The following is a 13,286-nucleotide window of genomic DNA, read 5'->3' on the forward strand; positions in this document are numbered from 1 at the left end:
TCCCCGGGGACGCGGACGGGCCCCGGCCGTCGGCCGGGGCCCGTCGCCCTGTGCGGGCCCGGATCGGTGCATCCGGGCACCCCACGACCCGCGTCCCGGGGGGAACGGGGCCGCGGGCGGGTGCCGCAGGTCAGCTCTGCGTGTCGCCGGGGGCCGGGTGCGGCTCGGCCGGGTCCAGGGGGCTCTCCGGAGTGACCGGCTTCGCGTCCTGCAGGTCGGCGTATCCGGTGGTCGAGGTCCCGGTGGTCGAGGTCCCGGTAGACGCGGCCCCGCTCGAGGAGCTCGCGCCGGCCGAGGAGCCGGAGACCTTCTCCTTGACGGACGAGGAGGCGCCGGCGGCCTTGGTGCCCACGGTGTCGGCCGCCTTCTTGGCGCTGTCGGCCAGCTTGCCGCCGACCACCGGCACCTCGGACTTCACCCAGTCGGTGCCCTCGGAGACCTTCTCCTGCACCTTGGGGTCGTGCCAGGTCTTGACGGCGTTCTGCTTCAGGGCCTCGTAGCTCTTGCGGCCCGAGGCCGAGCCGACCACGAAGCCGACGCCGAATCCGGTGACGAAGATGAGTCTCTTGATCATGGTGCTGTCCTTCCGTCCGTCCCGGCGCGGCGGCCGGGCCCGGGGACGAGCCGGTCGTGCACGGCTCGTCCCGCTGACTGATGTCTTCATCATCCTACTGATGAACCGGCGCCGCGGACACCGGCGCCGTGCGGCTCCGCTCACAGCGATCACCCCGCGGGGACGGCTGCGGGGGCCGGGCGGGCGCCCGGGAGCGCGGCGCCTAGACTGGCGGCGGACACCGCATCCCGCCGGCGAGAGGACCCCGATGCCCGATCTTCCGACCACCCCGTCCGCCCCGTCCCGGCGCACGGTCCTCGGCCTGGCCGGGGCCGGCTCGACCGCGGTGCTCACCGCGTGCTCCGCCGCCGACGCGCCGGCGACCGGTGGGAGCGGAAGCTCCTCTCCCGCGGAGCCCGGCCCCCTGGACGCCGGCCCCGTCGAGGACCTGCCGGTGGGCTCCGCCGTGACGTTCGACCGGGACGACGTCCAGGCCGTCGTGAGCCGCCCGGACCCGGACACTGTCGTCGCGTTCTCGCCCGTGTGCCCGCACCAGGGGTGCATGGTGACCCCGCGGGAGGAGCTCTACGTCTGCCCGTGCCACTCCTCGCAGTTCGACCTCGCGACGGGCGAGGTCCTGGCCGGGCCCGCCGAGACCGGTCTGGAGCCCTACCCCGCGAGCGTGGCGGACGGACGGATCCTGCTCGGCTGAGCCGGCTCAGCCCCGGTGCGACCGCGGCAACGACGCCCCGCGGGCGTCCTCGGCCGTGTCGGGCACGGTCTCCTGGCCGGAGGCGGTGCCCCCGCCCTGCACCGGGCGCGCGTAGGGCACCCGGGTCCCGAGCACGGACGCCAGGGTGTCCTGGGCTACGCGCTGGGCCGTGAGCCCCACCCGCGCGAGGACCTGGGAACGCGAGCCGTGCAGGAGGAACTCCGTGGGCAGGCCCACCTCGTTGAGGGCCGTGTCCACCCCCGCGGCCCGCATCTCCTGGCGGATCCGGGAGCCGATCCCGCCGGCGCGCACGCCGTCCTCGACGACCACCACGATCCGGTGCTGGGCGGCGAGCTCGATGACCGAGGCCGGCACGGGCAGCACCCAGCGGGGGTCCACCACGGTGGAGGAGACGCCGTGGGCCTCGAGCCGGTCGGCCACGTCCAGCGCCAGCCCGCTCATGGCGCCGACGGACACGAGCAGGACGTCCCGCCGGGCGCCCTCCGTCCCGCTCTCCCCGCCGCGGCGCACGAGCACGTCCACACCGTCCGACAGCCGTTCGACGGCCGGGACGGGGGTGCCCACGGCGCCCTTGGGGTACCGGATGACGGTGGGGGCGTCGTCGACGGCCACCGCCTCGCGCAGCTCCTCGGTCAGGGTCGGCTCGTCGCGCGGGGCGGCGAGGTGGAGCCCGGGCACGATCTGGAGCAGGGCCAGGTCCCACATGCCGTGGTGGCTGGGGCCGTCGGGGCCGGTCACACCGGCCCGGTCGAGGACCACCGTGACACCGGCCCGGTGCAGCGCCACGTCCATGAGGAGCTGGTCGAAGCCGCGGTTGAGGAACGTCGCGTAGAGGGCCACCACGGGGTGCAGCCCGCCGTAGGCCATGCCGGCGGCCATGGCGATGGCGTGCTGCTCGGCGATGCCCACGTCCACGACCCGGTCGGGGTGGGCGGCCTGCATCTTCTGCAGCCCCACGGGGATGAGCATGGCGCCGGTGATGCCGACGACGTCCTCGCGCTCGTCGGCGATCCGGGCGATCTCGTCGCGGAACACCGCCGTCCAGCTGCGCTCGGAGCTCGTGGCCGCGGAGCGGCCGGTGACGGGGTCGATGACGCCCACGGCGTGGAACTGGTCGTCCACGTTGGCGGTCGCGGGCCCGTAGCCGTGGCCCTTCTCGGTGATCGCGTGCACGATGACCGGCCCGCCGTAGTTCTTGGCGTTGCTCAGGGCCTGCTCGACGGCCTCGAGGTCGTGGCCGTCGACGGGGCCGACGTACTTCATGCCGAGGTCCTCGAAGATGCCCTGGGGCACCACCACGTCCTTGATGCCCTGCTTCATCCCGTGCAGGCCCCGGTAGAACATCTCCCCCACCGGGCCGGAGTGCTTCAGCAGGTCCTTGACAGTCTCGAGGGTCTGCTCGTAGCGGCGGTCGGTGCGCACGGCGTCCACGCCCTGCTGCACGCTGGCCTGGAGCTCCGCGAGGTGGTTGGCGAAGCCGCCCACGGTCGGGGCGTAGGAGCGGCCGTTGTCGTTGACCACGATGACGACCTTGCGGTCGCGGTCGGAGGCGATGTTGTTGACGGCCTCCCAGGCCATGCCGCCGGTCAGCGCCCCGTCCCCCACCAGCACCACCGTGTGCCGGTCGTGCTGGCCGGTCATGGCGTAGCCGCGGGAGATGCCGTCGGCCCAGGACAGGGACGACGACGCGTGCGAGGACTCGACGATGTCGTGCTCGGACTCCCGGCGGTCCGGGTAGCCGGCGAGGCCGCCCTCCTGGCGCAGGGTCTCGAAGTTCTTGCGGCCGGTGAGCAGCTTGTGCACGTAGGACTGGTGCCCGGTGTCGAAGACGACGGAGTCGCGGGGCGAGTCGAAGACCCGGTGCACCCCGAGGGTCAGCTCGACGACCCCCAGGTTGGGCCCCAGGTGACCGCCCGTGGCGGAGACGTGGGTGACGAGGAACTCGCGGATCTCCTCGGCCAGCCGGCTCAGCTCCGCCCGGCTCAGTCCCGCGAGGTCCTCGGGCCCGGACACCCGCTCCAGCACGCTCATGGTTTCTCCCGCAGTCCTCGGCGTCGTGGTCGCTCGCGCCGCTGGCCCCCGGGGGTCCGGGGCGGCGCGCTTCCCCGATCCTACTCGTTCGCCCCGACGGGCCCGTCAGCACGCAGGGGCCCGGTCCGTTCCCGGACCGGGCCCCTGCGTGCCGCGAACGCCCTGGGATCAGGACTTCGCGATGTTCCGGAGCACGTACTGGAGGATGCCGCCGTTGCGGTAGTAGTCTGCCTCGCCCGGCGTGTCGATGCGCAGGACCGCGTCGAACTCGACGGTGGAGCCGTCCTCCTTCGTGGCGGTGACCTTGAGCGTCTTCGGGGTGGTGCCCTCGTTGAGCCCGGTCACGCCCTGGATGTCGAAGGTCTCCGTGCCGTCCAGGCCGAGGGAGTCCGCGGACTCACCGGCCGGGAACTGCAGCGGGAGCACGCCCATGCCGATGAGGTTTGAGCGGTGGATGCGCTCGTAGCTCTCGGCGATGACGGCCTTGACGCCCAGCAGGGAGGTGCCCTTCGCGGCCCAGTCGCGCGAGGACCCGGAGCCGTACTCCTTGCCGCCCAGCACGACCAGCGGGACGCCGGCCTGCTGGTAGTTGATCGAGGCGTCGTAGACGGCGGCCTGCGGGCCGCCCTCCTGCGTGAAGTCGCGGGTGTAGCCGCCCTCCACGCCGTCCAGGAGCTGGTTCTTGATCCGGATGTTGGCGAAGGTGCCCCGGATCATGACCTCGTGGTTGCCGCGGCGCGAGCCGTAGGAGTTGAAGTCCTTGCGCTGGACGCCGTTCTCGATGAGGTACTTGCCGGCCGGGGTGTCGGACTTGAACGAGCCCGCCGGGGAGATGTGGTCGGTCGTGACCGAGTCGCCCAGCTTCAGCAGCACGCGGGCTCCCGTGATGTCCTCGACCGGGGTCGTCTCCATCGTCATGCCCTCGAAGTACGGGGGCTTGCGGACGTAGGTGGACTCGGGGTTCCACTCGAACGTCTTGCCGGTGGGGGTGTCCAGGTTCTGCCAGCGCTCGTCGCCGTCGAAGATGGTGCCGTACTGGTAGGTGAACATCTCGGTGTCGATGGACGCGTCGATGATCTTCTGCACCTCGGCCGGGTCCGGCCAGATGTCCTTGAGGTACACGTCGTTGCCGTCGGCGTCCTGGCCCAGGGACTCGTTCTCGAAGTCGAAGTCCATGTTGCCGGCCAGGGCGTAGGCGATGACCAGCGGCGGGGACGCCAGGTAGTTCATCTTCACGTCCGGGTTGATCCGGCCCTCGAAGTTGCGGTTGCCCGAGAGCACCGAGGTCACGGCCAGGTCGTTGTCCTGGATGGCCTGGGAGATCTCGTCCTCGAGGGGGCCGGAGTTGCCGATGCAGGTGGTGCAGCCGTAGCCCACGATGAAGAAGCCGAGCTCCTCCAGCGCCGGGACCAGACCGGACTTCTCGTAGTAGTCGGTGACGACCTTCGAGCCCGGGGCGATCGAGGTCTTGACCCACGGCTTGGCCTTGAGCCCCTTCTCGACGGCGTTGCGCGCCAGCACCGCCGCGGCCATCATGACCGACGGGTTCGAGGTGTTGGTGCACGACGTGATCGACGCGATCGAGACCGCGCCGTGGTCGAGCTCGAACTCGCGGCCGTCGGGCATGGTCACGGGGACCAGCTTCGTCGGGCGGTCGGACTCCGCGTAGGCGTGGTGCTCGCGCGGCTCCTCGTTCTTGGTGTGGCTGTGCTCCGGCATGTAGGCCGGGGCGTCGGAGGCCGGGAAGGACTGGGCCGACTGGTCGTCCGCGGTGTTGCCGGTGGCGTCCTCGTCCACGCTCGTGGCGTAGTTCTGCAGGTCCTCGTGGAACTGGGCCTTCGCCTCGGTGAGCGCGATCCGGTCCTGCGGCCGCTTCGGCCCGGAGATCGAGGGGACCACGGTGGAGAGGTCCAGCTCGAGGTACTCCGAGAAGGCGATCTCCTCGGACGGGTCGTGCCACATGCCCTGTTCCTTGACGTAGGCCTCGACGAGGTCGATCTGCTCGTCGGTGCGGCCGGTCAGGCGCAGGTACTCGAGGGTGACGTCGTCGATCGGGAAGATCGCGGCGGTGGAGCCGAACTCGGGGCTCATGTTGCCGATGGTGGCGCGGTTGGCCAGGGGCACCGCTCCGACGCCCTCGCCGTAGAACTCCACGAACTTGCCGACCACGCCGTGCTTGCGCAGCATCTCGGTGATGGTCAGCACCACGTCGGTGGCGGTGGCGCCGGCCGGGATCTGGCCGGTCAGCTTGAAGCCGACCACGCGCGGGATGAGCATGGAGATGGGCTGGCCGAGCATCGCGGCCTCGGCCTCGATGCCGCCCACGCCCCAGCCGAGCACCCCGAGGCCGTTCTCCATGGTGGTGTGCGAGTCCGTGCCCACGCAGGTGTCCGGGTAGGCGCGCAGCACGCCGTCGACCTCGCGGGTCATCACGACGCGGGCCAGGTTCTCGATGTTGACCTGGTGGACGATGCCCATGCCCGGGGGGACGACCTTGAAGTCGTCGAACGCCGTCTGGCCCCAGCGCAGGAACTGGTAGCGCTCCCCGTTGCGCTGGTACTCGATGTCCATGTTGATCCCGATCGAGTCCGAGGTCCCGAAGGAGTCGATCTGCACGGAGTGGTCGATCACGAGCTCGGCCGGGGCGAGCGGGTTCACGCGGGTGGGGTCGCCGCCGAGGTCCGCGATGGCCTCGCGCATGGTGGCGAGGTCCACGATGCAGGGCACGCCCGTGAAGTCCTGCATGATCACGCGACCCGGGGTGAACTGGATCTCGATGCTGGGCTCGGCCTCGGGGTCCCAGTTGGCCAGGGCCTCGATGTGCTCGGAGGTGATGTTGGCGCCGTCCTCGGTGCGCAACAGGTTCTCGAGCAGAACCTTCAGGCTGTACGGGAGCTTCTGCGCACCCTCCAGCGTGTTCAGTCGGAAAATCTCGTACTCGGTGCCTTTGACGTCGAGAACGCCCTTGGCCCCGAAGCTGTCCACCGTGCTCATATGCGTGGAACTCCTCTCGCCACCGTCTTGGAAACGCCCGCGGGAGGACACCGGCGGAGCGCCGGAGGTTCTCCCGTGAACAGTCACCTGTCAGTGTAGCCCGTGTGAGCCCGGTGACTCCGATACGCCCCGGGAGGCCGCCGTCACGCATGTGGACGGGTGCGCCCGTCAGGGCTCGAGGACCGCCAGCGTCTCGACGTGGTGGGTGTTCGGGTACATGTCGAAGGCGCGCACCGACCGCACGTGCCACCCGGCGCGGCGGAACCGGCCCAGGTCCCGCGCCAGCGTGGCCGGGTCGCACGAGAGGTACGCGATCCGGCGCGGGGCGAGCGCCACGAGCTGGTCCACGACGGTCCGTCCGGCGCCCGCCCGGGGCGGGTCCAGGACCACGACGTCGGGGCGGGCCGTGCCGCCGCCCCGGGCCGGGCGGCCGCGGCCACGGGCCGGTGCCGCCCGCGGCCAGGTCCGCGCCAGCACCTTGTCGACGCTGCCCCGCTCGACGCGGATCTCCCGCCGGCCGGCGAAGGCGCGACGGGCGTCGGCGCTGGTGACCGGCGAGCCCTCGACCGCGACGACGGTGCCCGTCGCCCCCACGGCGTCCGCGAGCGCGGCCGTGAACAGGCCGGCGCCGGCGTAGAGGTCGAGGGCGTGCTCCCCCGGGCGGGCCCCCGCGGCCGCGGGCACCTCCCGGTGCAGCAGCGCGGGCGCGGCACGGTGGATCTGCCAGAACCCCTCGGCGGAGACCTCCCACCGGTGCGGGCCCACGTGCTCGACGACGGACGGCTGTCCGGCCCACGTCTCGGTCTCGCGCTCCCCCTCGGCGCGGGCGGTGACGGAGACGTCCCGGTCCGCGGTGAGTCGTGCGAGCTCGCGGCGCAGCCGGTGCCGGTCGGCCCCGGCGGCGAGACTCAGGTGCACCAGCGGCGTCCCGCCGTCGGCGGGGGCCGCGACGTCGACCCGCTCCGTCCCGCGCAGGTCGAGCCGCCCGAGCCGCAGGGCGTCGATGGCGGGGACCACGAGGGGGAAGGCGTCCACCGGGACGACGGCCGCGCTGCGGTGGGGGTGCATCCCGATCCGTCCGGCGGGGTCGACGGCGAAGTGCGCGCGGGTGCGCCAGCCGCGGCCCTGCGGGTCCTCCCCCGGCATGGCCTCGACGTCGAGCCCGATCTCGAGCCCGGCCAGGCGGGTGAGCTGCTCGGTGACGACGGCGGCCTTGAGGGCGCGCTGGGCCTCCAGCTCGGCGTGGCCGAACTCCGCGCCGCCGACGGGCGGCTCGCCGCGCCGCCAGGTCAGCAGCGGGTCGGCCGGGGCCCACACGTGCTCGGCCCGCCGGTGGGGGTCCGCCTCGTGGACGGCCACGACGTCGCCGCGCCAGAACCGGGCCGCGGGGCCGCTGTCGGTGAGGCGGACACGGACGAGCTCGCCGGGCAGGCCGTGGCGGACGAACACCACGCGGCCCTCGCCGGTGCGGGCCACGGTGTGGCCGCCGTGGGCGACGGGGCCCAGGCGCAGCTCGAGCTCGACGGGTTCGGCGGGCTCCGGGGGCCCGGCGGGGGCCGGGGGGCGGGACGGGGTCACGGGCGGGGCGCTCTCTGTTCTGGGGCGGACTCGGGGGCGGACTCGGGGCCCGTGTCCTGGCCGGACGCGGAGGACAGGTGCCAGGGCACGGAGGCCGTCATGACCCCGCGCTCCTGGTGCAGGCGGGCCCGTAGCGGCCGGATGGCCTGGTTGTGCAGCAGCCGCTCCCAGCGGTGCCGCACCACGTACTCGGGCAGGTACACCACGACCAGGTCCCGGGGCGACTTGCGGCGCACGCCGCGCACGTGGTCGAGGACCGGGTCGATGGTGTCCCGGTAGGGCGCGTGGAGCACGGTCACCGGCACCGGGATCTCGAGGCGCCGCCACTCGTCGAGGATCCGGCGGGTGGCGGCGGCGTTGGTGTCCACCACGACGGCCTCGAGGGTCGAGGGCCGGGACGCCCGGGCGTAGGCCAGGGCGCGCATGAGGGGCTTGCGCACGGAGGAGACGTAGATGATGGCGTGCACCCGGGAGGGCAGGGCCCGGACCGGGGAGTCGGGCTGCAGCGCGAGCTCGGCGTCCACGGCGTCGTAGTGCCGCCGGACCCCCGCCATGACGGCGCTGAGCACCACGATGGCCACGATGGTGATCCACGCGCCCTGCGTGAGCTTGGTGACGAGCACGACGACGAGCACCGCCGCGCACAGCACGAAGGCGATCAGGGCCACGGCGCGGCGCAGGAACAGCTCGCGGCGGACCCCGGGGTGCGGGCGCATCCGCCGGACGCGCGCCCAGTGCCGGACCATGCCGGCCTGGGTGAGCGTGAAGGAGACGAACACGCCCACGATGTAGAGCTGGATGAGGCCGTTGACGTTGGCGCCGAACGCCACGGTGAGGACCACGGCGACGAGCAGCAGCAGCAGGATGCCGTTGGTGAACGCGAAGCGGTCCCCGCGCGCCTGCAGCTGCCGGGGCAGGAAGGCGTCCCGCGCCAGCCGGGACGCCAGCGTGGGGAAGCCGGAGAAGGCGGTGTTCGCGGCGAGGATCAGCACCCCCACGGTCGCGGCGACGAGCACGAAGAACCACAGGGAGTCGGTGCCGAAGACGGTCCTGGCGAGCTGGCCCAGCACGGGGTCCTGGAAGAAGTGGGGACCGGGGTGCCGGCCGTCGACGAGCAGCTGCTCCTCCGGGTCGCCGACCACCACGACGTCCGTGCGGTCGGCGAGGTACAGCACGCCCGCCAGCAGGGCCGCCGAGAGCGCGCCGAGCACGCCCAGCGTGGCCGCCGCGTTGGCGGCGCGGGGCTTGCGGAAGTACGGCACCGAGTTGGTGATGGTCTCCACGCCGGTCAGCGCCACGGCCCCGGACGAGAAGGCCCGGAGCACCAGCAGCGCGCCCGCCAGACCGGCCAGCCCGGCGTCGAAGCCTGCGGCCGGCAGGACCTCCCGCCCGGCGCTGGGGGCGTCCCCCAGGGAACCGGTGACGTCCTGGCCCAGGCCGACGAGCAGCAGCGCGGCCAGGACGGCGAGGAAGAAGTAGGTGGGCACGGCCGCGGCCCGGCCCATGAACTTCAGGCCGCGCAGGTTGAGCAGCCCCACGAAGAGGATCCCGGCCACGGCCAGCTCCACCCGCCGCCCGGCGAGCGCGGGCAGCGCCGCCGTGACGTACTGGGCGGCGGTGGCCATGGACACCGCCACGACGAGGGCGTAGTCGGCCATCAGGGCCGCGCCCACGCCCACCCCCGCGGTGCGGCCGAGGTTCTTGGAGACGATCTCGTAGTCGCCGCCGCCGGACGGGTAGGCGCGCACGTTCTGCCGGTAGGCGGTGATCACCACGGTGAGCACCACGAGCACGGCCAGGCCCACCCACGGGGAGACCGCCACGGCCGTGGTGCCCGCGAGCGCGAGGGTGAGGATGATCTCGTCGGGGGCGTAGGCCACCGAGGAGAGGGCGTCCGCCGAGAAGACCGGCAGCGCCGTGCGCTTGGGCAGCACGGCGTCGCTGAACCGCTCGTTGTGGATGGGCTTGCCGACGAGTGCACGTCTCAGCGCCCGGGGAATGCTCTGCACGGCTCCCCACGGTAGTCCGTCCCGCACCGATTGTCCGCCGCACCCCGTGCGAGCCGCGCCCCCGGGGTGACCTAGGCTGAGAGGCATGGCGCATTTCGTGATCATGGGAGTGGGACGCGTCGGCGTGATGGTCGCCCACGCCCTCGAGGACTCCGGGCACACCGTGGCGGTGATCGACCAGGACGACCGCGCCTTCCGGCGGCTGCGCAGGTCCTTCGAGGGCAAGAAGGTCACCGGCCTCGGCTTCGACCAGGAGGTGCTGCGCCGGGCCGGGATCGAGGAGGCCTACGCCTTCGCGGCCGTCTCGAGCGGGGACAACTCCAACATCATCGCGGCGCGCGTGGCGCGCGAGACGTTCAAGGTCCGCCACGTGGTGGCCCGCATCTACGACCCCTCCCGGGCGGAGTTCTACCAGCGGCTGGGGATCCCCACCGTCGCCGCCGTGCGCTGGAGCGCCGACCAGGCGCTGCGCCGGATCCTGCCCGAGCAGACGATCACGGCCGACTTCCGCGAGGCCTCGGGACGGCTGCAGCTCGGCGAGCTGTCCCTGGACGACTCGTGGTCCGGGCTGCACCTGGACGCGATCCAGGAGGCCACGGGGGTGCGGATCGCGTTCGTGACGCGCTTCGGGGAGGGCGTCCTGCCGGGCCCCGACATGAGCTACCAGCAGGGCGACGTGGTGCACGCCATGATGCGCACCGACGACGTCGAGGCCGTGTCCCGCGTGCTGTCCCGCCCGCCCGGCCCGGACGTGCTCGACTTCGCCAACTCCCTGCGCCGGGAGTCCGACGACGCGCCCGGCTCCGACGACACCTCCCGGGGAGGATCCTGATGCGCGTGGTCATCGTGGGCGCGGGCGCCGTGGGCGCCTCGATCGCCCGGGAGCTGCTCTCCCACCAGCACGAGGTGGTGATCTTCGACGAGAAGCCCGAGGTGATCGGCCGCTCGGACCTGCGCGGCGCCCAGTGGATCATCGGGGACGCCTGTGAGCTCTCCACGCTGCGGGAGGGCGGGCTGGAGGAGACCGACGTCGTCGTCGCCGCCACGGGCGACGACAAGGCGAACCTCGTGGTCTCCCTCCTGGCGCGCAGCGAGTTCGGCGTGCCCCGCACGGTGGGCCGGGTCAACAACCCCAAGAACGAGTGGCTCTTCGACGACGCGTGGGGCGTGGACGTGGCCGTGTCCACGCCGCGGCTGATGACCGCTCTCGTGGAGGAGGCGGTCGAGGTCGGCGACGTGGTGCGGCTGCTGACCCTGCAGACCGGCGGGGCGACCCTGTCCGCCTACACGGTGCCGCACGAGCACCCGATCATCGCCACGATGGTCTCCCAGGTGCCGTGGCCGCCGGACGTGACGCTGGTCGCCATCCTGCGCGACGGGGTCCCCATCACCCCCTCGGGGGACGACGTGGTCGAGGGCGCCGACCAGCTCTTCTTCGTCTCCACCACGGAGGGCGAGGCGCAGCTGCGCGCGATGTTCACGACCGCCGGACGGCACGAGCCCCACCGGGCCTGAGCCCGGCGGCGGGTCTCAGGGGGTGTCCTGCTCCTGGGCGGCGATCTGCTCCGGGGGCCGGGAGACGAGCCACGCGAGCCACAGGGTCAGCGCGTACAGGGGTACGCCCATGACCAGGCGCGCCACGCCCAGGCCGGTGAGGTTCTCCGTGAGGTACAGGGGCACCTGCACGAGGAGGCGGGCCGCGAACAGCGCCATGAGCATGACCGTGGCCACCTGGTAGGCGCGACGGCGCACCGGGACGTCGCGCCAGTGCGCGCCCTCCCCGCGGATGTAGCCGTAGAAGACGCCGAGCAGCGGCCAGCCGGCGAGCAGGGACACGCCGAGCCCCCCGAACCAGGCGGCGTTGATCCAGAAGCCGGGGACGTAGTAGTCCAGCGCCTCGCCGGTGGCCCGCGCGAACAGCGCGCAGACGCCCACGCCCACGAGGCCGGACACGGCCTGCACGAGGCTCTGGCGCTGGACGAGGCGCAGCGCGGTGAACAGGGCGGCCGTGCCCAGGGACGCGACGAGCGCGACCCCGAGGGTGTTGCCGACGAGCAGCACGGCGAGGAACACGAAGCCCGGCAGGATCGTCTCGGCCAGTCCGCGCCAGCCGCCGACGGCGTGCAGCACGTCGAGCTGACCGTTGTCCTTGCGGCGCATGCCCGAGCGCGCGGCGTAGGCGGCCATCGAGCGCTCCACGTCCTGGCCGCGGCCGGGCTCGCCGGCGGTGCTCCCGGGGTCCTGGGGGTCCGTCATCTGCTGACCTGCTTCGCAATGATCTCGTAGCGCGGGTTGAACATCGAGGGGCGCCCGTCCCGGAAGCTCACCACGCCCACGCAGCGCAGCCGCGTGCCCGCGGTGACGCCCGGCACGGTGCGCTGCCCGTGCCACACGAGGCGCAGCGGCCGGGGGGCGACCGGGTCCGCGTCGCCCGGCGCCTGCGGGCAGTCCGGCGCGAGCAGGGCGGTGTAGTTCTGCGCGCCGGTCACCGGGGGCACGGTCACCTCCACCACGAGACCGGTCGCCATCACCCGGCGGCGTCCCCCGGCGGCGGTCGAGGGATCGAGGTCGCCCGCGCACACGGGCGCCTCGGCGACCACGTCGATGGCCCCCGTCCCCGGCGTCGGCCGGGCGTCCCCGTTGCCTGCTCTCGACATGGCTCAGCCGATCTCGGTGATCTCGGGGCCCCGCCGCGGCGGGCGCACGGCCTCCGGCTCCGGGGCGGTCCCGCGGACCGCGTCCTCGGGCACGACCAGCGTGAGGAGCTCCCGGGGAGGCATGGGCCGGTCGCCGCGCACCACGACCAGCTCGCGCACGACCTCGTCGAGGGCCGCGGCCGACTCCGCGGTCACCGCCGCGGTGCCCGTGAAGACGGCCCGCAGGAACCAGCGCGGACCGTCGACGCCCACGAAGCGGGCGAGGCGGAAGCCGTGGGTCCCGTCGGAGGCCGTGGCCGGGAAGCGGGTCACGACCTGGAGCCCGAAGGGCCCCTCCTCGACCGTCGGCTCGCCGTTGCTCGTGCGCAGCGACTGCACGAGCTCGCGGCGGACCTCGTCCCACAGCCCCTCGGAGCGGGGCGCGGCGAACGCCTGGACCTGGACCGAGCCGCCGTCGAGGTCCAGGGCGACGGCGCGGGGGCGCTGCGTGCGCTCGTCCACCTCGAGCCGCACGCCCAGCCCCTTGCGGGGACGCACGAGCACGGCGCCGAGGTCGAGGTAGCCGTCGCGGTCGTCGACCTGGGAGACGTCGAGCGGGCCCTGCGGCTCCCGGCGCCGCGCCGCCGCGGCGTCCTCCGCGCTCGGCGCGGCCTCCGGCTGCTGGGCGGCGGCGTCCTGCGTCGCGGACTTGTTCTTCTTGCGACCGAACATGTTGTCGTTCTCCTCCGCCG

Annotated in this window: 11 protein-coding genes; 3 read left to right on the forward strand and 8 right to left on the reverse strand. The window is 73.3% G+C overall.

The window, feature by feature from the left end:
• Positions 1 to 130: 130 nt before the first annotated feature.
• Positions 131 to 574 (reverse strand): hypothetical protein, encoded by a 444-nt coding sequence (locus ACYVM4_RS00640; RefSeq protein WP_460667322.1) that lies wholly within the window; start codon positions 572 to 574, stop codon positions 131 to 133.
• 247 nt (positions 575 to 821) lie between these two features.
• On the opposite strand from ACYVM4_RS00640, the gene ACYVM4_RS00645 reads away from it, so the two are divergent.
• The gene (locus tag ACYVM4_RS00645) at positions 822 to 1,265 is read left to right on the forward strand and encodes a Rieske (2Fe-2S) protein (RefSeq protein WP_460667323.1); all 444 of its coding nucleotides are present in this window, start codon (positions 822 to 824) and stop codon (positions 1,263 to 1,265) included.
• 6 nt (positions 1,266 to 1,271) lie between these two features.
• Here the strand turns inward: ACYVM4_RS00645 and dxs are convergent, their stop codons facing one another.
• The 4 genes from dxs to ACYVM4_RS00665 form a co-directional block, all read right to left on the reverse strand.
• Entirely contained in the window at positions 1,272 to 3,317 is a 2,046-nt protein-coding gene (dxs, locus tag ACYVM4_RS00650; RefSeq protein ID WP_460667324.1) for a 1-deoxy-D-xylulose-5-phosphate synthase, read from the reverse strand.
• 168 nt (positions 3,318 to 3,485) lie between these two features.
• Positions 3,486 to 6,311 carry an aconitate hydratase gene (locus ACYVM4_RS00655; RefSeq protein ID WP_460667325.1) on the reverse strand — a complete coding sequence of 942 codons (2,826 nt, stop codon included), beginning with the start codon at positions 6,309 to 6,311 and terminating at the stop codon, positions 3,486 to 3,488.
• A 168-nt stretch (positions 6,312 to 6,479) separates the two neighbouring features.
• On the reverse strand, positions 6,480 to 7,889 hold the full coding sequence (locus tag ACYVM4_RS00660) for a class I SAM-dependent RNA methyltransferase (protein WP_368821234.1): 1,410 nt from the start codon (positions 7,887 to 7,889) through the stop codon (positions 6,480 to 6,482).
• Entirely contained in the window at positions 7,886 to 9,898 is a 2,013-nt protein-coding gene (locus ACYVM4_RS00665) for an APC family permease (RefSeq protein ID WP_460667326.1), read from the reverse strand. Before ACYVM4_RS00665 ends, ACYVM4_RS00660 begins: the two co-directional genes overlap by 4 nt.
• 85 nt (positions 9,899 to 9,983) lie before the next feature.
• Here ACYVM4_RS00665 and ACYVM4_RS00670 point away from each other — a divergent pair, with 85 nt between their 5' ends.
• Positions 9,984 to 10,730, forward strand: a complete 747-nt coding sequence (locus tag ACYVM4_RS00670; RefSeq protein ID WP_368821232.1) for a potassium channel family protein — start codon at positions 9,984 to 9,986, stop codon at positions 10,728 to 10,730.
• Positions 10,730 to 11,413 (forward strand): potassium channel family protein, encoded by a 684-nt coding sequence (locus ACYVM4_RS00675; protein WP_368821231.1) that lies wholly within the window; start codon positions 10,730 to 10,732, stop codon positions 11,411 to 11,413. Before ACYVM4_RS00670 ends, ACYVM4_RS00675 begins: the two co-directional genes overlap by 1 nt.
• 15 nt (positions 11,414 to 11,428) lie before the next feature.
• On the opposite strand, the gene ACYVM4_RS00680 is transcribed toward ACYVM4_RS00675, so the two are convergent.
• From ACYVM4_RS00680 to ACYVM4_RS00690, 3 genes are read right to left on the reverse strand one after another with little or no spacing between them, the layout of a single operon-like run.
• A complete protein-coding gene (locus ACYVM4_RS00680) occupies positions 11,429 to 12,154 on the reverse strand; it encodes a DUF3159 domain-containing protein (RefSeq protein WP_460667327.1) in 726 nt (241 codons plus the stop codon).
• Complete coding sequence (locus tag ACYVM4_RS00685) at positions 12,151 to 12,555, reverse strand: single stranded DNA-binding domain-containing protein (protein WP_368821229.1); 405 nt, start codon at positions 12,553 to 12,555, stop codon at positions 12,151 to 12,153. The genes ACYVM4_RS00680 and ACYVM4_RS00685 overlap by 4 nt, the downstream gene beginning before the upstream one ends.
• Before the next feature lie 3 nt (positions 12,556 to 12,558).
• The gene (locus tag ACYVM4_RS00690) at positions 12,559 to 13,266 is read right to left on the reverse strand and encodes a DUF3710 domain-containing protein (RefSeq protein WP_460667328.1); all 708 of its coding nucleotides are present in this window, start codon (positions 13,264 to 13,266) and stop codon (positions 12,559 to 12,561) included.
• Between the last annotated feature and the right edge of the window lie 20 nt (positions 13,267 to 13,286).

The organism is Kocuria himachalensis, assembly GCF_054784195.1.